General features: G+C 70.0%; 23 protein-coding genes. 10 read left to right on the top strand and 13 right to left on the bottom strand.

Annotated features, from left to right (window positions below; all coding sequences use genetic code 11):
* Positions 1-13: 13 nt before the first annotated feature.
* The 3 genes from dxs to ACFFC4_RS16415 all read right to left on the bottom strand — a co-directional run bounded on the left by dxs (position 14) and on the right by ACFFC4_RS16415 (position 5464).
* Entirely contained in the window at positions 14-1981 is a 1968-nt protein-coding gene (dxs, locus tag ACFFC4_RS16425) for a 1-deoxy-D-xylulose-5-phosphate synthase (protein ID WP_375502801.1), read from the bottom strand.
* A 124-nt stretch (positions 1982-2105) separates the two neighbouring features.
* Entirely contained in the window at positions 2106-3374 is a 1269-nt protein-coding gene (locus ACFFC4_RS16420) for a class I SAM-dependent RNA methyltransferase (RefSeq protein ID WP_375502799.1), read from the bottom strand.
* Between the two features lie 11 nt (positions 3375-3385).
* The gene (locus ACFFC4_RS16415; RefSeq protein WP_375502797.1) at positions 3386-5464 is read right to left on the bottom strand and encodes an APC family permease; all 2079 of its coding nucleotides are present in this window, start codon (positions 5462-5464) and stop codon (positions 3386-3388) included.
* 75 nt (positions 5465-5539) lie between these two features.
* On the opposite strand from ACFFC4_RS16415, the gene ACFFC4_RS16410 reads away from it, so the two are divergent.
* On the top strand, positions 5540-6208 hold the full coding sequence (locus ACFFC4_RS16410; protein WP_375502795.1) for a potassium channel family protein: 669 nt from the start codon (positions 5540-5542) through the stop codon (positions 6206-6208).
* Complete coding sequence (locus tag ACFFC4_RS16405) at positions 6205-6903, top strand: potassium channel family protein (protein WP_375502793.1); 699 nt, start codon at positions 6205-6207, stop codon at positions 6901-6903. The genes ACFFC4_RS16410 and ACFFC4_RS16405 overlap by 4 nt, the downstream gene beginning before the upstream one ends.
* A gap of 37 nt (positions 6904-6940) precedes the next feature.
* Here the strand turns inward: ACFFC4_RS16405 and ACFFC4_RS16400 are convergent, their stop codons facing one another.
* The 4 genes from ACFFC4_RS16400 to dut all read right to left on the bottom strand — a co-directional run bounded on the left by ACFFC4_RS16400 (position 6941) and on the right by dut (position 9190).
* Positions 6941-7540 carry a DUF3159 domain-containing protein gene (locus ACFFC4_RS16400; protein ID WP_375502865.1) on the bottom strand — a complete coding sequence of 200 codons (600 nt, stop codon included), beginning with the start codon at positions 7538-7540 and terminating at the stop codon, positions 6941-6943.
* A gap of 74 nt (positions 7541-7614) precedes the next feature.
* Positions 7615-7977: an OB-fold nucleic acid binding domain-containing protein gene (locus ACFFC4_RS16395; RefSeq protein WP_375502791.1), complete on the bottom strand. Its 363-nt coding sequence runs from the start codon at positions 7975-7977 to the stop codon at positions 7615-7617.
* A gap of 23 nt (positions 7978-8000) precedes the next feature.
* Positions 8001-8639 (bottom strand): DUF3710 domain-containing protein, encoded by a 639-nt coding sequence (locus tag ACFFC4_RS16390; protein ID WP_375502789.1) that lies wholly within the window; start codon positions 8637-8639, stop codon positions 8001-8003.
* Positions 8639-9190, bottom strand: a complete 552-nt coding sequence (gene dut, locus ACFFC4_RS16385) for a dUTP diphosphatase (RefSeq protein ID WP_375502787.1) — start codon at positions 9188-9190, stop codon at positions 8639-8641. Before dut ends, ACFFC4_RS16390 begins: the two co-directional genes overlap by 1 nt.
* On the opposite strand from dut, the gene ACFFC4_RS16380 reads away from it, so the two are divergent.
* Positions 9189-9671, top strand: coding sequence for a DUF3093 domain-containing protein (locus ACFFC4_RS16380; protein WP_375502786.1), 483 nt, complete (start codon positions 9189-9191; stop codon positions 9669-9671). The two genes, dut and ACFFC4_RS16380, sit on opposite strands and share 2 nt — an antisense overlap.
* 19 nt (positions 9672-9690) lie before the next feature.
* Entirely contained in the window at positions 9691-10488 is a 798-nt protein-coding gene (locus ACFFC4_RS16375) for an SDR family oxidoreductase (protein WP_375502784.1), read from the top strand.
* Positions 10489-10560: 72 nt separating this feature from the next.
* On the opposite strand, the gene ACFFC4_RS16370 is transcribed toward ACFFC4_RS16375, so the two are convergent.
* On the bottom strand, positions 10561-10869 hold the full coding sequence (locus tag ACFFC4_RS16370) for a DUF4193 domain-containing protein (RefSeq protein ID WP_375502782.1): 309 nt from the start codon (positions 10867-10869) through the stop codon (positions 10561-10563).
* Between the two features lie 284 nt (positions 10870-11153).
* On the opposite strand from ACFFC4_RS16370, the gene ACFFC4_RS16365 reads away from it, so the two are divergent.
* Positions 11154-11720, top strand: coding sequence for a LytR C-terminal domain-containing protein (locus ACFFC4_RS16365; RefSeq protein ID WP_375502780.1), 567 nt, complete (start codon positions 11154-11156; stop codon positions 11718-11720).
* 3 nt (positions 11721-11723) lie between these two features.
* On the opposite strand, the gene ACFFC4_RS16360 is transcribed toward ACFFC4_RS16365, so the two are convergent.
* Positions 11724-12578 carry an inositol monophosphatase family protein gene (locus ACFFC4_RS16360; protein ID WP_375502778.1) on the bottom strand — a complete coding sequence of 285 codons (855 nt, stop codon included), beginning with the start codon at positions 12576-12578 and terminating at the stop codon, positions 11724-11726.
* A gap of 109 nt (positions 12579-12687) precedes the next feature.
* On the opposite strand from ACFFC4_RS16360, the gene ppgK reads away from it, so the two are divergent.
* Together ppgK and ACFFC4_RS16350 are read left to right on the top strand one after the other, a co-directional pair.
* Positions 12688-13461, top strand: coding sequence for a polyphosphate--glucose phosphotransferase (gene ppgK, locus ACFFC4_RS16355; RefSeq protein WP_375502776.1), 774 nt, complete (start codon positions 12688-12690; stop codon positions 13459-13461).
* A 186-nt stretch (positions 13462-13647) separates the two neighbouring features.
* Positions 13648-14916: an RNA polymerase sigma factor gene (locus ACFFC4_RS16350; protein WP_375502774.1), complete on the top strand. Its 1269-nt coding sequence runs from the start codon at positions 13648-13650 to the stop codon at positions 14914-14916.
* 341 nt (positions 14917-15257) lie between these two features.
* Here ACFFC4_RS16350 and ACFFC4_RS16345 read toward each other — a convergent pair whose 3' ends face one another.
* Both ACFFC4_RS16345 and ACFFC4_RS16340 read right to left on the bottom strand, forming a co-directional pair.
* Complete coding sequence (locus tag ACFFC4_RS16345) at positions 15258-15485, bottom strand: hypothetical protein (RefSeq protein WP_375502772.1); 228 nt, start codon at positions 15483-15485, stop codon at positions 15258-15260.
* 324 nt (positions 15486-15809) lie between these two features.
* Entirely contained in the window at positions 15810-17525 is a 1716-nt protein-coding gene (locus ACFFC4_RS16340) for a DEAD/DEAH box helicase (RefSeq protein WP_375502770.1), read from the bottom strand.
* 257 nt (positions 17526-17782) lie between these two features.
* Here ACFFC4_RS16340 and ACFFC4_RS16335 point away from each other — a divergent pair, with 257 nt between their 5' ends.
* The gene (locus ACFFC4_RS16335) at positions 17783-18823 is read left to right on the top strand and encodes a YihY/virulence factor BrkB family protein (protein WP_375502768.1); all 1041 of its coding nucleotides are present in this window, start codon (positions 17783-17785) and stop codon (positions 18821-18823) included.
* On the opposite strand, the gene ACFFC4_RS16330 is transcribed toward ACFFC4_RS16335, so the two are convergent.
* Positions 18820-19038, bottom strand: a complete 219-nt coding sequence (locus tag ACFFC4_RS16330; protein ID WP_375502766.1) for a DUF3039 domain-containing protein — start codon at positions 19036-19038, stop codon at positions 18820-18822. The two genes, ACFFC4_RS16335 and ACFFC4_RS16330, sit on opposite strands and share 4 nt — an antisense overlap.
* A gap of 25 nt (positions 19039-19063) precedes the next feature.
* Positions 19064-19390, bottom strand: coding sequence for a DUF3099 domain-containing protein (locus tag ACFFC4_RS16325; protein WP_375502764.1), 327 nt, complete (start codon positions 19388-19390; stop codon positions 19064-19066).
* Between the two features lie 90 nt (positions 19391-19480).
* On the opposite strand from ACFFC4_RS16325, the gene ACFFC4_RS16320 reads away from it, so the two are divergent.
* On the top strand, positions 19481-21037 hold the full coding sequence (locus ACFFC4_RS16320) for a methyltransferase (protein WP_375502762.1): 1557 nt from the start codon (positions 19481-19483) through the stop codon (positions 21035-21037).
* Entirely contained in the window at positions 21034-21459 is a 426-nt protein-coding gene (dtd, locus tag ACFFC4_RS16315; RefSeq protein ID WP_375502760.1) for a D-aminoacyl-tRNA deacylase, read from the top strand. Before ACFFC4_RS16320 ends, dtd begins: the two co-directional genes overlap by 4 nt.
* Position 21460: the final 1 nt, after the last annotated feature.

Below are 21460 nucleotides of genomic sequence, written 5' to 3'. Positions count from 1 at the left end.
CCGTGCGTCACTGCTAATCCCACTCACCGTGACGCGCAGTAACGTCCGGTACGTCTGAGGCCTCGGCGCCGCCATCGACCGCCACTGATGCTGCATGGATGGCCGCCCACTCGACGATGCGTCGCCCGATGTTCTGGGCCGTCAGCCCGACCGCCGCCTTCACGCCGGCCACGCTGTCATGCTCAAGGAAACGTACAGGTATGCCGATCTCCCGTGTGGGACCCAAGTACCCGGCGTTACGCAAATCCTGCGAGACGCGCGCCCCGACACCGCCCGTTTCGACGCCGTCCTCGACGGTGACCACCAGCTGTGCGGAAACGGCCAGCTCGACGAGCGCGGGATCGACCGGCGTCACCCAGCGCGGCGAGACGACGCGCACCGTGTACCCGGCACGGCGGACGGACGCAGCTGCCTCGAGCGCCTCGAGCGCGAGCGAACCGACAGCCACCAGCAGGACGTCGACGGACGGCACGTGATCGGGTCCCGAATCAGGTTCGGCAAGCACGTCGACGGTGCCCAAGCGGCGCACGGCGGGGATCGGATCGGGCAGCGGCGTCTTGGGGAAGCGCACCACGCTGGGGCCGTCGTTGATCGCCAGCGACTCGCCCAACAGCTCGCGCAGCGTCTGCTCGTCGCGCGGAGCCGCGATGTGGATGCCAGGGACGGCGCCGAGCAGCGCAAGGTCCCACATGCCGTTGTGGCTCGCGCCGTCCTGCCCCGTGACGCCGGCACGGTCGAGGACGAACGTCACAGGCAGGCGGTGCAGCGCGACGTCCATCAGCACCTGGTCGAAGGCCCGGTTCAGGAAGGTGGCATAGATAGCCACAACCGGATGCATGCCACCCATCGCCAGCCCTGCCGCGGACGTGACGGCATGCTGCTCGGCGATGCCGACGTCGAAGAAGCGCTCAGGGAAGCGTTCGGCGAACGCACCCAGGCCGGTGGGGTTGCACATGGCCGCAGTGATGGCCACGACGTCGTGGCGCTGCTCGGCCAGGCGCACCAGCTCGTCACCGAAGGCCGCGGTCCACGAACGACCGGAGCTCGGGCTCGCCAGCCCCGTCGAGGGGTCGAACCCCCCGGACTGGTGCATCTGGTCGGCGAGGTCGTTCTCGGCCGGGGCGTAGCCGTAACCCTTGCGGGTGTTGCAATGCACGAGCACCGGGCCGTCGAAACCGCGCGCGAGCCGCAGGGCGTTCTCGAGCTCGTCGATGTCGTGGCCGTCGACCGGGCCGAGGTATTTCAGCCCGAGGTCCTCGAACATGCTCTGCGGCTGCAGCAGGTCCTTCAGGCCGCGCTTCACACCGTGCAGTGCGTCGAAAATCGGTTGACCCACGACCGGCGTGCGCTCGAGGGTGTCGCGGACGTTGCCCAGGACCCGCTCATAACCGGGTCGCAACCGCAGCGCCGCGAGGTGCTTGGCCAACCCACCCACGGTCGGTGAGTAGCTGCGGCCGTTGTCGTTGACGACCACGATCACCGGACGGTCGGCGCCGGCGATGTTGTTCAGCGCCTCCCAACACATGCCGCCGGTCAGCGCGCCGTCGCCGACGACGGCGACGACCGGGCGCCGCTCGCCGCGCACCTCGTAAGCCTTGGCCAGCCCGTCGGCGTAGGACAGCGCAGTGGACGCGTGTGAGTTCTCGATCCAGTCGTGCGGGCTCTCGGCCCGACTCGGATAACCCGACAGGCCGCCGCCCTGGCGCAGGGTGGGCAGCTGGGCTGCCCGGCCGGTGAGGATCTTGTGGACGTAGGCCTGGTGGCCGACGTCGAACAGGATCGGTTCGGCGGGTGAGTCGAAGACGCGGTGCAGGGCGATGGTCAGCTCGACCACCCCGAGGTTCGGGCCGAGGTGCCCGCTCGTACGCGCTACGGTCTGCACCAGCAGGTCGCGGATCTCGGCGGCCAGCGTGGCCAGCTGCGGTCCGTCGAGCGCGCGCAGATCGGCTGTGGACCCCAGCCGATCGACAAGTCGCGTCACGGTCGGTCTCGCTTCGCTCGAGCCGACCGGCAGAGCTCGATGCCCACGGTTCGCTCGCAAGCTTCACTCACACCATGATCCTACGGGCTGGTGCCCATCGCGGCCGGTGTGGCCGCGCGGAGGGTTACCCGGACGGGGGCTCGAAGCGGGCCACGCACTCGACGTGGTGCGTCATGGGAAACGCATCGAACGCGCGCAGCGAGGTCAGGCGCCAGCCGGCCGACAGGGCGACCGCGGTGTCGCGGGCCAGCGCGGCGGGGTCGCAGGCGACGTAGCCGATCACCCGTGGCGCCAGGGCCATGAGCGCCTGCATCACCTCACGGCCGGCACCCGCACGCGGCGGGTCGAGCACGATCACGTCGGGTGACTGCTCGAGCGCAGCCAACGACTCAGCGGTGACGCGAGCGCGCTGCACACTCGCGTTCGGCAGGTCGGCCAGGTTGGCCGCCGCGTCGGCAACCGCGGCAGCGGCGGACTCGACGCCGAGCACCGATCCGAGCGGTCCGACGGCCTCGGCCAGCGGAGCCGTCAGCGCTCCGGCGCCGGCGTACAGATCCAGTACGTGTTCGCCCGGCCGCGGTGCCACCGCGTCGAGCAGGGCGGCGGCAAACGTCTCGGCCGCGGCCGGGTGCACCTGCCAGAAGCCGCCGGCCTGCACCCCGAACGTGCGCCCGCGAACGTCGTGGTGCAGCACCTCGGGGCCGCGGACGACACGCAAGCGGTCGGGTGGGCGCCGACCGCGCGCCTGCCGCCCGCTGCCCGGTGAGTGCACGAGCAGCGCTGCCTCGGGTTCGGTGCCGAGGGCCTGCTCGACGCCGGTCGCCCGCCCGAGGTCGGCATCGCCGGCGAGCACCGGGAAGTCGGCGATGTCGGACTGCGCCAGCGGACAGTGATCGATCGGCTCGAGGTCGTGCGAGCGGTGCTTGCGCAGGCCGTGCGCACCATCGCGGTCGAGTGCCCAGAGGATCCGGGAACGCCAGCCGAGCAACCCGCCGGGCAACTCCTCGACGCCGCCCAGCAGGTCGCCGAGCTCGAGCCTGGCCAGCCGGGTGAACTGGTCGCGGATCACCGTTTCCTTCAGCGCCCGCTGCGCTGCGCCACTCGCGTGCTGCCAGTCGCAACCGCCGCAACGGCCCGGCCCGGCGTGCGGGCACGGCGGTTCGACCCGTTCCGGGGCGGCGCTCACGATCTCGACGGCGTCGGCGAAGCAGTACGACCCGCCGCGGTCCTCGGTCACGACGGCCCGCACGCGCTCGCCGGGCAACGCGTGCCGGACGAACACCGCCCGGCCGCTGGTCGGGTCCCCGTGTCGGGCGACGCAGGACCCGCCGTGCGCGGGGCCGCCGACGTCGAGCTCGAGGGTTGCGCCGTCGAGCGGACCCGCCTCAGCCACGGAGCGGCATCTCAGCCACGACGAACCGGGACGTCCGCGTTCGGGTCCGGCAGATCGACGGGCGGCGCGGGTCGGGCCGGCTTGATCTCCGGGCGCACCGTCCGCGCCGGTGCGGACGGCCCGTCCGGGCGGTGCGACTTCGTGCGGGCGGCGTCGGAGTCCAGCAGCCACGGGACGCTGGTGACCATCACCCCCGGCACGAACAGCAGCCGGCCCTTCAACCGCAGCGCGGACTGGTTGTGCAGCAGCTGCTCCCACCACTTGTCGACGACGTACTCGGGGATGAAGACGCTGACGACGTCGCGCGGCCGGTCGGCTCGCAGCTTCTTGATGTAGCCGATCAGTGGGCGGGCGACCTCGCGGAACGGCGATTCGAGGACGGTGAGGGCGACCGGCAGGTCGTGACGTTCCCACTCGGCCTGCAGCGCGCGGGTGTCCTCGTCGTCGACGTTGACGGTGAGCGCCGTCAGCGTGTCGGGCCGGGTCGCCTTCGCGAACGCCAGCGCACGCAGCGTCGGCTTGTGCACCTTGGAGACGAGCACGACTACGTGGTTGCGCGAGGGCAGCACCAGGCCGATGTCGTCGCTGACGAGTTCCTCGGAGATCCTGGTGTAGTGCTTGTTGATCGCTCGCATGACCGCGTACAGGATCGGCATGGCGATGATCACCAGGTAGGCGCCCTTGGTGAATTTGGTCAGCACGACGATCACCAGCACCAGCCCGGTGAAGCTCGCGCCGAAGGCGTTGATGAAGCGCGTGGTGCGGTAGCTACGCCGCTGCACCGGGTCGCGCTCGGTGCGCAGCAGCCGGTTCCAGTGCCGCACCATGCCGGTCTGGCCGAGCGTGAAGGAGGTGAACACCCCGATGATGTAGAGCTGGATCAGCTTGGTGGTGTTGGCGTCGTAGATCGCGATCAGGGCGCCTGCCACAACGGCCAGGGCCAGGATGCCGTTGCTGTAGGCGAGGCGGTCGCCGCGGTTGTTCAGCTGACGGGGCAGGTTGCTGTCGCGGGCCAGGATCGAGCCCAGCAGCGGGAAGCCGTTGAACGCGGTGTTCGCGGCCAGCACCAGTATCAGCGCGGTGGTGGCCTGCAGGTAGAAGAAGCCGACCGAATGCGGGCCGCCGAACACGGCGCCGGCCACCTGCGCGATGACCGTGCGCTGCGGCGTGGTCTTGCAGTCCGGCACGCCCTGCAGCAGGCAGCTGTTCGTCGTGGGGTCGGTGATGTGCACCTTGGAGATCAGGGCCAGCGCGGTGACGCCTACGAACATGCTGATGGCCAGGCCACCCATGATCACCAGCGTCTTCTGGGCATTGCGCGCCTTGGGTGGGCGGAAGGCCGGCACGCCGTTGGCGATCGCCTCCACACCGGTCAGCGCGGTGCAGCCCGAGGAGAACGCACGCAGCGTGAGGAAGATCAGCGCCAACGCACCGAGGGAGCCGTAGCCGTGCGTCGTCTCGATCTTGTAGTGCGCGCTCTCGGACACCGGCGCGTCACCCACCAGCGTCCGGAACAGGCCCGTCGCGATCATGATGAACACGCCGGCCGTGAACATGTACGTGGGCACTGCGAACGCGAAGCCGGCTTCCCGCACGCCGCGCAGGTTCACCGCCGTCAACAGGGCGACGAACGTTAGGGCCATGAGCAGTCGGTAGCTGTGCAGGCTCGGGACGGCCGAGATGACATTGTCGACGCCGGAGGACACCGACACCGACACCGTCATGACGTAGTCGACGAGCAGGGCGCTGGCCACGATGACACCCGCCGCGCGACCGATGTTCTTGCTGGCCACCTCGTAGTCGCCGCCGCCGGTCGGATACGCCTTGACCAGCTGGCGGTACGACACGACGACCGCGGTCAGCAGGACGACCACGGCAACGGCGATCCACGGTGCCAGGTACAGGAACGCGGTGCCGCCGAGGGTCAGGACGAGCAGGATCTCCTGCGTCGCGTAGGCCACGCTGGACAGCGGGTCGCTGGCGAAGATCGGCAGCGCCAACCGCTTGGGCAGCAGGCTGTGGCCGGCGTTCTCACTGGCAACCGGGGTGCCGATGATCGCGCGTTTGATCACGCGGGTGAAACGGGCCACGTCGCATCACGATACGGCTGTCGGCGGTGGTGCTGCGCGCGCCCGGACGGGCGCACCGTCGGTAGTGTGCGGCCCGTGCACATCGTCATCATGGGCTGCGGACGGGTGGGTGCCGCGCTGGCGTTGCAGCTGGCCCCGCTCGAGCACTCGATCGCGGTGATCGATCAGGAACCGCTGGCCTTCCGTCGTCTGGGCGACGACTTCCCCGGCAGGCAGATCACGGGCGTCGGCTTCGACCGCGAGACGCTGATCGAATCAGGGATCGAGCAGGCCGGCGCGTTCGCCGCGGTCAGCAGTGGCGACAACTCCAACATCATCGCAGCGCGGGTGGCCCGCGAGACGTTCGGCGTGCAGCGCGTCGTCGCCCGCATCTACGACTCGAAGCGTGCCGAGGTGTACGAGCGGCTCGGCATCCCCACCGTCGCCACCGTGCCCTGGACGTCCGGCCGGCTGATGAAGTCGGTGCTGGGTGAGACCTCGGCCGAGGCGTGGCGCGATCCGTCGGGCGCGGTGTCGATCGTCGTCGTCGTTCCGCACGAGGGTTGGGTCGGGACGAAGCTCACCGAGTTGGAGGCCGTCTCGGGCACCCGGGCCGCGCTCTACACCCGCTTCGGGGTCGGCAACCTGCCGCTGCCCTCGACGTTGATCCAGGCCGGCGACAAGCTCTACATGCTCAGCACCGACGACAACGCGCAGTCGGTGCGCACGATTGCCACCAGCCCGCCGGAGGCGGTGCACGGATGAGGGTCGCGATCGCCGGAGCCGGCGCGGTTGGGCGCTCGATCGCCCGGGAGCTCCTGAGCAAGAAGCACCAGGTCCTGCTCATCGACAAGGACCCGGCCAAGGTCACGCCCGACCGGGTGGTCGGCGCGGAATGGCTGCTCGGCGACGCCTGCGAGGTGGCGAACCTGGAGGCCGCGCTGCTCGAGGAGTGCGACGTCGTGGTCGGCGCCACCGGCGACGACAAGGCCAACCTGGTCGTGTCCCTGCTGGCCAAGACCGAGTTCGCGGTGCGCCGCGTCGTCGCGCGCATCAACCACCCGTCCAACGAATGGCTCTTCACCGATGCGTGGGGCGTGGACACCGCCGTCTCGACGCCGCGCGTGCTCGCCTCGTTGGTCGAGGAGGCCGTCGAGGTCGGTGACATCGTGCGGCTGTTCGGCATCCGCGAGGGTCAGGCGAATCTGGTCGAGCTGACCCTGCCTGAGGACGCGCCGTGCTCCGGCAGTCCGGTTCGTGACCTGCGGCTGCCAAAGGACACCACGCTGGTGGGCATCGTGCGTGGCCGTCGAGTGATCTCACCCTCGCCGGAGGAACCGCTCGAGGCCGGCGACGAGCTGCTGTTCGTCACAGTGCCCGAGGCCGAGGACGCCCTGCGGGCCGCGGTCCTGCCCGGCGACGAGCAGCCACCCGAAGCCGACGAACACCTGTCGCTGTAATGCGTCTGTAGTGCGTCAGTAGCGCGTCAGTAGCGCGTCAGCCGCACTGTCTGCGGGCCCGCCGCACGACCAGCAGACTGAAGCCGATTGCGGCGATGAACAGCGGGTAGCCCATGGCAATGCGGGCGAACGCGAGCCAGCCGGTGGCGTTGTGTTGGTAGAGGATCAGCTGGACGACGCCGCGCACCAGGAAGACCGCGGTCGCGGCCACCGTCGCCCACGTATAGGCCATGAGCAGCGGGCGGCGGCGGTACCACGGCGTCGCCGGTTCGCCGTCGAGCGCGTCCTCGGCGGTGGGTGTGGGGTCGAGGAACTCCCACGCCAGCCCGACCAACGGGCGGCGCACCGCGACCGAGATCGCGAACGGCACCGCGTACAGGAAGCTGGTGATGATCCCCAGCAGGAAATAGCCACGCGCCTCGCCCGTGCGGGCGGCGATCACCGCGGCCACCACAACACCGAGCAGACCCGACAGCGCCTGCTGGACCGACTGCTTGCGGATCAGCCGGTAACCGGCCAGCGCCAGCGCGCTGGCGACCGCAGCGATGATCGCCGGCCGCAGCTCGGTAACGACGTTGACGATGATGAACACCGTCGTGGGGACGGCCGTGATGAGCGCGCCCGACCAGCCACCGATGCTGGCGATCGTCTGCTGGCGGTAGGTCTCGCGCAGGTCGCGCTTGTCCTCGGGCGGAATGGGTCGGGCGCCGATCAGGACCCGGGAGCCAGGAGCTCGTACCAGGGGTTGTAGATCGCCAGCCGACCGTCGTGCTCGCCGACGCGCCCGCGGGCCAGGACCCGCCGGCCCGGCTCGATGCCGGGGATGCGGCGCTGGCCCAGCCAGACGAGGTCGAGGGACTCGGTGCCGTCGAACAGGTCGGCCAGCAGGGTGGGGACGGTCTCGCTGGGCGTGTAGACGACGGCCCGCAGCCGCCCGACGACCTTGACGTAGTTGCCCCGCTGCAGGTCGCACACCGGCATGCACGAGCGGATGCCGACGCTCTCCTGCAGCTCGGCGGCGTCGAGGTTCTCGGCGCTGGCCGTCAGCCGTTGCAGCAGCGATGCGCGTCCCACCGGAACAGCGTAACCCGCGTGGGTCAGGAACCGGGATTGGGGAGTTCGACGCCGGTGGGCAGTTGCAGCGGTACCGGCTCGCGGACCGGTAGCGGCTCGGTGCCGCGCACGACGACGACCCCGCGCAGGGCCTGCTCGAACGGCTCGGCCGCCGTATCGTCGGTGGCGACCGGACCGGCGAACAGCGCGCGCAGGAACCACCGCGGCCCGTCGACGCCGACGAAGCGCACGGGCACGGTGCCCCGCCCCGTGTCGTCGGGGATCGTGCCGTGCAGCTCGGTGCCGAAGGGGCCCTCTTTCTCGCTGGGCACGGGGCGGCGCTGACCGCGTAGCGACTCGGCGATCTCGGCGCGGACCTCGTTCCAGATGCCCTCGTTGCGCGGGGCGGCGAAGACACCGAGTTGAACGGTGCCGTGCGGGCCGGCCAGCGTCGCAGCGATGACCTGCTGCACCTCGTTGACCTCGACCTGGACGTCGAAGCCCCCGTCGATGGGGATGCGCAGGGCGCCCAGATCGATGCGCTCGAGCTCGTCGTCGGGGGCGTCGCGCTCGTCGTACGGTCCGGTCGTGACGTCGGGCTCGGCTCGGGCCCGCGTCTCCCACGGTGGGGTGGCGTCGATCTTCGAGGCCTCGGTGCGTTTCTGCCTGCGTCGTCCCGGCACTACTGGGGTCCTTCCTCGGACTGATCTGCTCGAAGCGCGGCGGATCCGCCGGTCGAGCCGTGCCCACCTGTGCCGCGCACCGAGTCAGGCAGCTCGTCGACCTCGACGAAGCGGGCGAACTCGACGCGCTGCACGACAAGTTGAGCGATGCGTTCGCCGCGCGCGAGCGTCAGCGGATGTGCGGAGTCGTGATTGATGGCGATGACCTTGATCTCGCCGCGGTACCCGGCGTCGATCGTGCCGGGCGCGTTGACGAGGCCAAGGCCTGCGCGGGCGGCGAGCCCGGAGCGAGGGTGCACGAAGGCGGCGTACCCGGTGGGCAGCGCGATGGCCAGGCCGGTGGGCAGGATCGCCCGCTCCCCCGGTGCCAGGGTGACGTCGACGGCCGTCACGATGTCGGCGCCGGCGTCGCCGGGCAGGGCGTACAGCGGGAGCGGAAGCTGCGTGTCCAGGCGCCGTACCAGGACGTCCGGGCCACTGGTCGGCGCACCCGGCGCACCTGAGGTCTCCACATCGGTCGGCACGGGGCCTGAGGCTACCCTCGGGCGCATGGCCACCGGCAGTGACAGTCCCCCCGGCGCCCACGAAACGATCACCTATCGCGAGACCCTGCGCACCCCCTGGTGGTGGTACCTCGTCTCCTTCGGGGTGGCGTGCCTGCTCGCGGCCGAGTTCCACGTCGGCGGTCTGCCGCTGACCGCGTGGGTCCCGTTCGCAGTCCTGCTGCCGCTGTCCGCAGTCTTCGTCTGGTGGCTCGGCCGCAGCCGTCTCGAGGTGCGCGGCGGCGAGCTGCGCATCCAGGGTGCGCACCTGCCGCTGCGGATCGTGAGCGGCGCGGTGGGACTCGACCCACGCACCCTGCGACTCGTTGTCGGCCGCGAGGGCGACCCGGCCGCTTTCGTCCAGATCCGACCGTGGGTCGGGCCCGGCGTGCAACTGTGGCTCGACGATCCCGATGACCCCACGCCGTACTGGGTGGTCAGCACCCGCCATCCGGATCGCGTGCTGGCGCTTGTCCGCGCGGCCGGGTGAGCGCGCTAAGTTCTCGCTCATGACAGCGTCACCCGAGATCCCCGTCGTCACCCCCACCGCCGAGCATGGGCGGCGCTTCACCGGCATGGCCGCGATCGTCACCGGCGCGAGCCGCGGCATCGGGCTGGGCGTCGCCCAGCGTCTCGTCGACGAGGGCGCCCAGGTGCTGATCACGGCCCGTAAGCCCGAAGGCCTCACCGACGCGATCGAGCAGCTCGGTCCGAACGCGGTCTCGGTGGCCGGGCGCGCCGACGACCCCGAGCATCAGGACGAGGCGGTCCGCACCGCGATCGAGCGCTTCGGCCGCCTGGACGTCCTGGTCAACAACACCGGCGTCAACCCTGCCTACGGCTCGCTGCTCGACATCGAGGAGGCCGCCGCCCGCAAGATCATGGACGTCAACGTGCTGGCGGCGCTGGCCTGGACGCGCCGTGCGGTGGCGGCGGGGCTGGGTGACGCACCGGGCGCGGCGATCGTCAACATGGCCTCCGTGGCCGGCCTGTCCCCCGCCCCCGGTATCGCCTACTACGGCGTCAGCAAGGCCGCCCTGATCAACCTGACCATTCAGCTCGCGCACGAGCTCAGCCCGCGGATCCGCGTCAACGCGATCGCACCGGCGGTGGTCAAGACCCGCTTCGCCGCCGCGTTGTACGAGGCCGACGAGGCCAAGGCGGCGGCTGGCTACCCGCTGGCCCGGCTCGGCGTACCCGAGGACATCGGCGCCGCCGCGGCATTCCTTGCCTCGTCCGACGCCGCGTGGATCACCGGGCAGACCCTTGTCGTCGACGGCGGCGCCGCGCTCAGCTCGCGACTCTGAGGGAACCGCCGCTTAGACAAGCGCGCCCGGTGGCCTGTCGGTCACCGGGCGGTGTCGTGCTCGTAGTACCGGTCAGGCGCAGTCGCGACAGATGAGCTGGCCGTTCTTCTCGCGGGCGAGGCGGCTGCGGTGGTGGACCAGGAAGCACGACGAGCAGGTGAATTCGTCGCTCTGCTTCGGCAGGACCCGGACGGTGAGTTCCTCGCCGGACATGCTGGACAGGTCGGCGCCGGGCAGTTCGAGCGACTCCGCGAGTTCGGTCTCGTCCACATCGATCGAACCCGACTGGGCCTCGGCGCGGCGCGCTTTCAGCTCCTCGATCGAGTCCTCGTTCAGTTCTTCTACGTCTCCCCGACGCGGTGCGTCGTAGTCGGTCGCCATGTGGCGTCAACTCCTCCGTGGGCGAACCCACGATCGTGATCTATGCGGCGTGCTGCCGCGTGTGCGGTGCTCGTTCGTGGCTGCAGATTTCGGCCGTTCGGCGCTGCAACGCACCGCCCCGCGATTTTGTGCCCACCGGTGCGCTAACCGCCGGAGACGCTCGTCACCCTCCGGCCGCGGAACGGTACCGCGACCGTGTTTCCGCTAACGCACGGGCCGGCGAACGCAATCCCGCGTGTCGCGCCGATACGATGCCCACCCGGGAACAGGAAGGTCGTCGGTTCATGGCAAGCACCACCACGCGGCGGCCGCTGCCTGCGCTGATCGCGTTGCTGGCGCTGCTGTTGCTCACCGCATTGGTGTGGTGGCGGGTCGCGAACCGCAACGACGACAGCTCCGCGGCCAAGGCCAAAACCTGCCCGACGCCGTCGACCAGTGTCACGTCCACCGCGCCGCGCACCCTGCCGCCGCAGAAGTCCGTCGACGTGTTGGTTCTGAACGCCACCACCCGCTCTGGACTCGCGGGCAAGGTCCGCACCACGCTGCTGGCCGACGGCTTCCGCTCCACCCAACGCGCCAGCAACGACCTGACGAAGAACAAGGTCACCGGCTCGGCGCAGATCCGCTTCACCCCCGACAAGAAACCTGCCGCGTTGCTGCTGCAGTACTACTTCCCGGGCGCTCAGCTGGTGCAGCAGACCGCGGTCTCGGCACAGGTGACGGTGAGCCTCGGTCCGAAGTACACCGCGGTGCAGCCGCAGAAGACGGTCGCCGCCCGCTTGGCGGCCGACAAGGTGACCCTGACGACTGTGACACCCACCCCTGCGGCCAGCTCGGCCACCAGCTGCTGACGCTCAGCGCAGCTCGTCGGCACGCATCTCGTCGGCCTGCAACTCGGTGAGCACGCGGACGAAGTCCTCGACGAGCTGCGGTCCGGTCGTGGCAAGCAACCGCCCGGACGGGTCCGCACCGCGTAACCCGGTAACCACGCAGCCCGCCTCGGCCGCGATCAGGGCGCCCGCCGCGTAGTCCCAGCGGTGCAGGCCTGCCTCGAAGTAGGCGTCCAGCCGGCCGGTGGCGACGTGGCAGATGTCGAGCGCAGCAGCGCCGAGCCGACGGATGTCGGCGATGCGCGGCAGCAGCTCGGCGATCACGGCAATCTGCCGGACCCGGATGGTCGCGTCGTAGGAGAAACCCGTGCCGACGACGGCGCGTTCCAGCGGGACCTCGCGCGGACCGGTCAGGCGCTGCGGCGCCCGCCCATCGCGCAGCAGCACCGCGCCACCGCCCAGCCGGGCGTGGAACGTCTCACCGCGGGCCGGGGCGCAGACGGCGCCGGCCACCGCCACCCCGTCGATCTCCGCCGCGACGGACACCGCGTAGTCGGGCAGGCCGAGAACGAAGTTGACCGTGCCGTCGATGGGGTCGACGACCCACCGCACGCGCGCGCCAACACCGCCGCTTTTCGCAGCAGCGTGCCCGGCGCCCTCCTCGCCCAGGACGTCGTCACCGGGGCGGCGCTCGGCGAGCTGGTCGACGAGCCAGCGTTCGCTGGCCCGGTCGACCTCGGTCACGAGATCGGTCGCGGTGCTCTTTGCGTCGACGGCGAACGCCTGCTCCCGTCCGGCCCGTACGACCTCGCCGGCGCCCTGGGCGAGGAGCAGCGCCAGCGCCTCGAGTTCACGGATCTCGTCGGGATCGCAGTTCACGCATGCATCCGATCACGGATGGGCCGGCGTCGGGGCATGCGGTGCGGTGCTGCCGCGACCGGGTAATAAGGTCGTGGCTTCAGTCCGGGCGACAAGCGAGGAGCGGTCCATGGTGGTCACGGGTGGGCCGGCCGGCCAGGCGTTCGGGGTCGACATCGGCGGTACCGGCATCAAAGGCGCAGTCGTCGACACCGGCACAGGCGAGCTGGTCACCGAGCGCAAGCGCATCCTGACCCCACACCCAGCCACGCCGGACGCCGTCGCGAAGGTCGTCGCCCAGCTGGTCACCGAGGCCGGTTGGCAGGGCAAGATTGGTGCGACGTTCCCCGCGGTGATCAAGCACGGCGTTGCGCAGTCGGCGGCCAACGTCGATCCCACCTGGGTGGGCACCGACGCCGACAAGACGTTCACCCAGGCCGTCGGCGGTACCAGCGAGGTGCTTGTCCTCAACGACGCCGACGCCGCGGGCATAGCCGAGGCCCGCTACGGCGCGGCCAAGGGTGTCGCCGGCGTCGTCATCCTGTTGACGTTCGGCACCGGTATCGGCAGCGCACTGCTCATGAACGGCGTGCTCGTGCCGAACACCGAACTCGGTCACCTGGAGCTCGACGGTCACGACGCCGAGACGCGCGCCGCCGCCTCGGTGCGCGACGAACACGGTATGTCTTACAAGAAGTGGTCCAAGCGCGTCGAGGCCTACATGCAGCACGTCGAGCGGCTGTTCACCCCGGATCTGTTCGTCGTCGGCGGCGGGGTCAGCAAGGCGGCCGAGAAGTGGGTGCCGCTGCTGGAGCTCAAGACGCCCGTGAAGCCGGCCCAGCTGCTCAACGACGCCGGCATCGTCGGTGCGGCGATCGCTGCCGTCGAGGGTCTCGGCGAGTAGCAGACGCGCACTCGACCACGCCGCAGTACAATGTCATTCAGGGCACAGCGCACGTTCTGGACTCGACACTGAGGCAACCAACAGACGGCCGAGAAGACCCTGCACTCCGCGTAACGCGGCTCGTTCCGCGCACGCCGACGGCGCTCCCGCTCGGCGCATCGTGCGCAACTTCGTGAGAGGTCATTCGTGTCCAGCAAGCAGACAACAGCCGAAGACGAGTCCCAGACCGGCCCGGCCAGCGACGCCGGTTCGCGCGTACTGCCCGCCGCCAGCGCCACGAAGCGCACCGCCACCGCTACGGTCGCGAAGGCCCCCGCGAAGAAGGCGCCGGCCAAGAAGGCACCGGCGAGGAAGGGCGCGGCGAAGACCACTGCGGATTCCGCAGCCGACGCACCGGTTGTCCCCGATAGCGCCGAGACCGCTGAGGGTGACACTCCCGAGGGCGCGGCGACAGAGTCCGAGGAGATCGTCTGGGACGAGGAGGAAGAGGAGTCCGAGGCCCTGCGCCAAGCGCGCAAGGACGCCGAGATGACTGCCTCGGCCGACTCCGTCCGCGCCTACCTCAAGCAGATCGGCAAGGTGGCGCTGCTCAACGCCGAGGAGGAGGTCGATCTCGCCAAGCGCATCGAGGCCGGGCTCTACGGCGCCGAGCGGCTACGCCAGGCCGACGAGGCCAACGAGAAGCTGTCCACGCAGATGCGCCGCGACCTGCGCTGGATCGTGCGTGATGGCGAGCGCGCCAAGAACCACCTGCTCGAGGCCAACCTGCGCCTCGTCGTCTCCCTGGCCAAGCGCTACACCGGCCGCGGCATGGCCTTCCTCGATCTCATCCAGGAGGGCAACCTCGGCCTGATCCGCGCGGTCGAGAAGTTCGACTACACCAAGGGCTACAAGTTCTCGACGTACGCCACCTGGTGGATCCGGCAGGCCATCACCCGCGCCATGGCCGACCAGGCTCGCACCATCCGCATCCCGGTGCACATGGTGGAGGTCATCAACAAGCTGGGTCGCATCCAGCGCGAGCTGCTACAGGATCTCGGCCGCGAGCCGACGCCCGAGGAACTCGCCAAGGAAATGGACATCACACCTGACAAGGTGCTCGAGATCCAGCAGTACGCGCGCGAGCCGATCAGCCTCGACCAGACCATTGGCGACGAGGGCGACAGCCAGCTCGGCGACTTCATCGAGGACTCCGAGGCGGTAGTGGCCGTTGACGCCGTCTCGTTCACCCTGCTGCAGGATCAGCTGCAGTCGGTGCTGCAGACGCTCTCCGAGCGCGAGGCCGGCGTGGTGAAGCTGCGCTTCGGGCTCACCGACGGCCAGCCCCGCACCCTGGACGAGATCGGCCAGGTCTACGGGGTCACCCGCGAGCGGATCCGCCAGATCGAGTCGAAGACGATGTCCAAACTGCGCCACCCGTCGCGCTCTCAGGTGCTTCGCGACTACTTAGACTGACCGGCACGACCGGGGTCATCGCTGGGCAGCACGGGCGACGGCGCGGACACTCCAACTGATATCGATGCTAAGTCTGCGAGCGTCAAGTCACGTCGAGTAGCGAAAACCGAACATTCGACGTATGTTTGGCGAGCACGGTGTGGGATCCCCCCCGTTCCTGCACCACGTGCTTGACAACCCCGGCCTTCCCCCCGATGGCCGGGGTTGTTGTATGTCCGGGGCTCGCAAATCACAACGGCTTGCAGACCACAACGGCTCGCAGACCACAACGGCTTGCAGACCACGAGGGCCCCGCCCGGACGAACCGGACGGGGCCTTTCGCGCGCGCGTTGGTGCTGGTATCAGCGCTCGTCGGCATTCGCCGTGGCCGGTACCACGACGAGTCGCTCGGACTCGTCGTGGATGTTGCTCGCAATGGCACGCAGGCGCGCTTCGTTCTCGTGGAAGTGGTGAGCACAGAGCAGCAGGTCGAACCCCGAAGCCATGGTGGCTCGGACGTATGCCTGTGCTCCGCACCGGTCGCATCGGTCGGTGGCGGTGAGCGGACTCGCGGCGATCGTCGTGGTCACGTCCACACCTCTCTTTACTGTCTGGGTGGTACTGGGCGGTACTACCTATTGAATCGGTTCGAAGTCGGACGGCTTGAGCCAGCCGCTCAGATTCTTACCTTCGTCCTCAAGACAACCACCGAATGCTGAGGCGTAGTGGCGACACCCTGAAGACGAAACCTATCTGCAACAGCCGGTGACTGATCGAAACACCCAGACCTGCATCTATCAGCAGTGTGAGATGACCTCGAGGTTCATTAGCGGTTACACCCTGTCCAACGACTGATACCCCAGCCACGATTCCCGGTATCCCCTGGCAGGCCGATCACACCACCCACGTCACACTCAAACCCCCAATAACTCCATCAACCGGTCACGACGCCGCTCCAGGACGTCGGCCGGCGCGGCAGCAGAGGCGGGCCCGGGCACGTCGCGGCGCAGCTGGGCGTGCACCTGACCGTGCGGCGCCCCGGTGCGCGCCGCGTACACCCCGACCAGCCGGTTGACCTCACGGCGCAACTCCGCGCCCGCCCGCCAGGACGGCACCGCCGACGCGCCGTTCGTCGTGTCGGTCGGCGCGCCGAGCCCGGCGACCCGGTTGCGTGCATGGGTATCGCGACGAGCCAGCAACGCGGCCGTCTGCTCCGGTGAGAGGATCCCGGGCAAGCCGAGGAAGTCCTCGTCCTCGGGGGTGAGGTTGTCCGGCGCGGCCACGACGGCGCGCCCGCCGTGCAGGAGATGCGCGAACGAGGCGTCGGCGTCGACGAGCTCGGCGCGATCGGCCTCGCCCGGCTCGGTCTCGACCCGCTCGACGTCCAGCAGCTCGTCAGACTGCTCGGCCGGCGGCGGGATGACGTGGTTCCGCTCTTCCTCGAGCTCGGCGGCCAGGGCAAGCAACGGACGTACCGCCGGCAGGAACACCGTCGCCGCCTCGTGGCTCCCTCGGGCCCGAACGACGCGCCCGACGCCCTGCGCGAAGAACAGCGGCGTGCGATAGGACGTCATCCAGGCCAGGCAGGCAGCCCGCGGCACATCGACGCCCTCGGAAACCATCCGCACGCACACCGCCATCCGCTGGGTGCCGTGGGTGAAGGCGGTGATCTTCTCGCTGGCCTTCGGGTCGTCGGACAGGATGAGCACCGGGCTCTCCCCCGTCACCTGCTCGACGATGTCGGCGTAGGCACGCGCGTCGTCCTGATCACTGGCCAGCACCAGCCCGGCCGCGTCGGGCATCCCGGAACTGCGCAGGTGCGTGATCCGTTCGTCCATCGCAGCGATGACGTGCGGCACCCACCGGCCGGCCGGGTTGAGCGCGGTACGCCAGGCGGTTGCCTCGACCGTGCGGGTGTTCGACTCGGACAGCGAGGCGGCGATGACCTCGCCGGCGCTGTTGCGCCACCGGGTGGTGCCGGTATAAGCGGCAAAGACCACCGGGCGCACGACGCCGTCGCGCAGCGCCTCGCGGTAGCCGTAGCTGAAGTCGGCCTCGCTGCACAGCCCACCCTCGGTGTCCTGGACGTAACGCACGAACGGGATGCGCTCGTCCGGTCGGGTCCGAAACGGCGTGCCGGTCAAGCACAACCGCCGGGCGGCGAGCTCGAAGGCGCCGGCGACCGCGTCGCCCCACGACAGCCCGTCACCGGCGTGGTGCACCTCGTCGAGGATGACCAGCGAGCGTTTCGCCGCGGTGCGGGCAGCGTGCAGGGCGGGCTTGGCCGCCACCTGCGCGTAGGTCGTCACGTAACCCCGCAGGTCTGCGCGCACGGGCCCGACAGCATTGGTCAGGGCGGCGTCCAGCGGTAATCCCGCTGCGTCGGCGGCCTCGGCCCACTGGGTGCGCAGGTGGTCGGTCGGCGCGACCACGATGACCCGGTCCACGACGCGCGCCGTCACGAGGGAGCGGGCCAGCGCAAGGGCGAAGGTGGTCTTGCCAGCGCCGGGGGTGGCGGTGACGAGGTAGTCGCGGCGCCGGTCGACCTCGTGGTAGGCGGTGAGCGCGGCGCGCTGCCACGCGCGCAGGCGGGGCCCGGCGGGAGTGGGTAGCGGCGCGGCAAGCGTCACGACGCAGACCCCCCGCGGTTACTCGAATTCCAGGACGTGTCGCCGGCCGCGCGCCCGGTGTCGCGGCGGGCGGGCCGCTCATCGGCACCGAGCGTCCAACCTAGTCGGCGCTCCCGCGTCCGGGTGAGGGGGCGCGCCGGGCGCCCGCCACGACAGACAGATCACCCCAATCATCGCCCCCACCACCACCCGCGGTCGACACGCAGGCCCGAACGGAGATCGGCACCATGGGTACCGGGCGGGCAGACTGTGGAGTCATGAACCCGGTGCGGCGGTTGCTGAAGGCACGCCGTTACCTGCCGGTACTGCTCAAGAAGACCGTCGTCAAGGCCTGGAACGATCGGGTGCTGGGCCTGTCCGCCGAGGCCGCCTTCTGGCAGATGCTGAGCCTGCCCTCGTTGTTCCTCGCGCTGCTGGCCACCCTGGGCTATGTCTCGCGCTGGTTCGGGCCGGGGACGGTCGATCGCACCGAGAAGCAGATCGAGAACACGCTGAGCCGGGCATTCAGCGAAGAGGTGGTCTCGCAGGTCATCGCCCCGACATTGCACCAGGTGCTGCGCGGTGACCGTGCCCCAGCCATCAGCATCGGTTTCGTGCTGGCCCTGTGGGCCGGCTCGTCGGCCACCGCAACCTTCGTCAATACGATCACCATCGCGTACGGGCAGCGCGATCTGCGGGGACCGGTTCGCAGCCGCCTGCTGGCCCTGTGGTTGTTCCTGGCCACCGTGGTGCTCGGGGTTTTCCTGCTCCCGATGCTCGTACTCGGCCCGGACCTGCTGCGCAAGTCGTTCCCGCGCGGTGCCAGGCACACCGTCAGCACGCTCATCGACAACGGCTACTACCCGGTGCTGGTCGTCATGCTCCTGCTCGGCCTGGCCACGTTCTACAAACTGGCACCGCCACGGCGGCTGCCCTGGCACCGGGGCCTGGCCGGCGCCGCGCTCGCCGGCATCGTGTTCCTGCTCGGTTCGATCGGGCTGCGCGCCTACATCGAGTACGTGTTGGACAAGAACCACTCCTACGGCGCGCTCGCCTCGCCCATCGCCGCACTGCTGTTCTTCTTCATCCTCGCGCTCGGCGTCCTGCTGGGAGCCGAGTTGAACGCGGCGATCGAACAACTGAAGCCGGCCAAGTCCAAGCCGCCGTGGGTGCTCGACCCGCGTAATTGGCAGCTGTTCACCCCGGACCAGGTGAACGGAACGAGCGGCGGCTCGACGGCAAGTGTCGAGCCGCCCGGTGGGCGCCGGCTGATCGCCGCTCGTAGCCGCAACCGGGCCAAAGCCAACGATCAGCCCTAACGCATGCTCTCGAAGACCTCTTTGCACTGCGGACACACCGGCGAGCCAGGCTTCGGGGTCTTCGTCACCGGGAACACCTCCCCGCACAGCGCCTGCACCATTGTCCCCATGACCGCGCTCTCGGCGATCTTGTTCTTGCGGACGTAGTGGAATACCTCGGACCCCGCATCGGTGTCCGAGGTGGACGGGGACTCCAGCACCTGGGTGTCGGTCATACCCCTAAGTCTGCCTGGCGGTGGCTCAGCCGTCGATGGTGCGGCCGTCGTCGCCGGCCGTCAACGCGCGCTCGGTGCCCATGCCCGGCCGGTAGGCCGGCGTCGGGACGCGCTTCTTCACGGGACCGTTGTTGGCGATCAGCACGGCGCACCACGGCAAGACCGCGCCGCCGACCATGAAGCCCATCGCCAGCCAGATCGAGGCCTGGTAGGTGCACGCGGCGGCGATCACACAGAGCCCACGAATGGACATCATCACGGCGTACTTCTTGCGGCGGCGGTCGTACTCGTCGTCGCTGCTCACCGGAGCGCTCGTGATGAGCAGTGCCTCGGGGGCGTGGGAGCGGCGCATGTCTTCATATTTGCACCGAACACACCGGAAAGCTTGCGATGCGCGGGACTGGTTGGCGGCCGGCGACGTCTGGTGCGTCACCATGAGCCGGTGCCCCGCGACGTCGTGCCTCTGCTCGCCCCGAACGACCTCGATCGACTGCGCGCGGCGCTGGCCGGATACACCGTCGACGCTGTGCACGACGCCCTGGGCCTGGCCGGTCAGGCGGCCCATTCCCGCGCCGACCTCTCCGGGGTCGCCCGGGCGCTGGGACAGAGTTTGCACCGCGGCAGCGCCGACGCCCGGCTGGGTACTCTGGTCGATTTGTTCCTGCTCGGCAGCGAGGTCGACGAGGCCGCCGCTCGCGCCGCTTTTGCGCCGTTGCCCCTGGACCGGGCGGTCACTGCAGGTGTCGTCGAGGTATCGGTCGGTTCGGTCCGGGCCACGCTCGAGATCCGGCCGTACGCCGAGACAAGCGCGACCCCGTGGCAGCCGGCGCCCGCACCCGAGCAGTGGTGGGTGGTCTCCGACCTCGGCTCGGACGTCCGGCCCGGTCCCCTGCCTCGCGATCACGTGCTCGGCGTCGGTTCGGCCTCGCTGACCCTGGCCCACGCCACCCCGCGGACATCGGTCGGCAGCGCGCTGGACGTCGGCACAGGGTGCGGCGTCCAGGCTCTGCACCTGTCCGGACACAGCGATCGGGTGGTGGCCACGGACGTCAGCACCCGAGCTCTGACCTTGGCTGCCACCACCGCGGCGTTGAGCGGGCAGGACTGGCAGCTGCGCCACGGCTCGCTGCTCGAACCTGTCGACGGTGAGCAGTACGACCTGATCGTGGCCAACCCGCCCTTCGTCGTCTCCGCGGGCGGGGACGGTTTCGACTACCGCGACAGTGGCCTGGCCGGTGACGGGGTCTGCGAGGCGCTGCTGCGCGGGCTGCCGACAAACCTGGCGCCGGACGGCATCGCGGTCCTGCTCGCCAACTGGGTCATCCCCCGGGAGGGCGAGTGGCAGGAACGGGTGACGGGTTGGTTGGCCGGTCGCGGCTGCGACGCGTGGATCTGGCAGCGTGAAGTCGCCGACCCGGGCGAGTACGTGTCGCTGTGGCTGCGCGACGTGGGCGAGACGCCGGGTTCGCTGCGCTGGACACAGCGCTACGACGCCTGGGCCGACTGGTTCGACCGGTCGCAGGTGGCCGCCGTCGGCATGGGGTTCGTTGCCCTGCGCCGGCACGTCTCGGGCGACAGCACACAGGTACTGGTCGCCGAGGACGTGCCGCAGGCGGTCGAGCAACCGGTCGGCGCCGAGGTGTCGGACTGGTTCGGGCGACAGCGCTGGCTGCGTGACAGCTCCGACGACGTACTGCTCGGGACGCTGCTGCGCGCGGCGCCCGACCTGGTGCGTGCGCGCGACGGGTTGCTGACCGCGGCCGGCGGGTGGCAGGACGCGCGCGACGTGGTGCGCCAATCCCACGGGTTGCGTTGGGAGCTCGAGGTGGATGACGCGATCGCTGCCCTGATCGCCGGCTGTGTCGGCTCGACGCCGCTCGCCCTGGACCTGGCCGTGCTCGCCGCCTCGATCGACGCGCGGGTTGAGGACGTGATCGCGGCGGCGTTGCCGGTCGTCCGCGACCTGATCGGCCGCGGCTTCCTGCTGGTCGCCGCGTGAGAGCGCTCGTGCAGCGGGTCAGTTCGGCACGGGTCGAGGTCGACGGGGTGGTGGTCGGGCAGATCCTGGGCGGTTTGCTGGTCCTGGTGGGTGTGACCCATGACGACACGTCGGCGACAGCGCAGGCCGTGGCGCGCAAGCTGCACGGCCTGCGCATCCTGTCCGGCGAGCGCAGCGTTGCCGACGACCCGGATGCCGGCGTATTGGTCGTCAGCCAGTTCACCCTGTACGGCGACGCCCGCAAGGGCCGTCGCCCGACCTGGGCGGCCGCAGCCGCAGGGCCGTTGGCCGAGCCCCTTGTCGCTACCGTGGCCGACACGTTGCGCAGCCTCGGAACCCGAGTGGAAACGGGAGTATTCGGCGCCGACATGCGGGTACATCTAGTCAATGAAGGACCGATGACGCTCCTGATCGAGACGTGAT

The organism is uncultured Jatrophihabitans sp., from assembly GCF_964244045.1.
GTDB lineage: Bacteria > Actinomycetota > Actinomycetes > Mycobacteriales > Jatrophihabitantaceae > Jatrophihabitans.
Note: the sequence above shows the minus strand (reverse complement) of the source record. Positions and strands in the feature narration are given on the sequence as shown.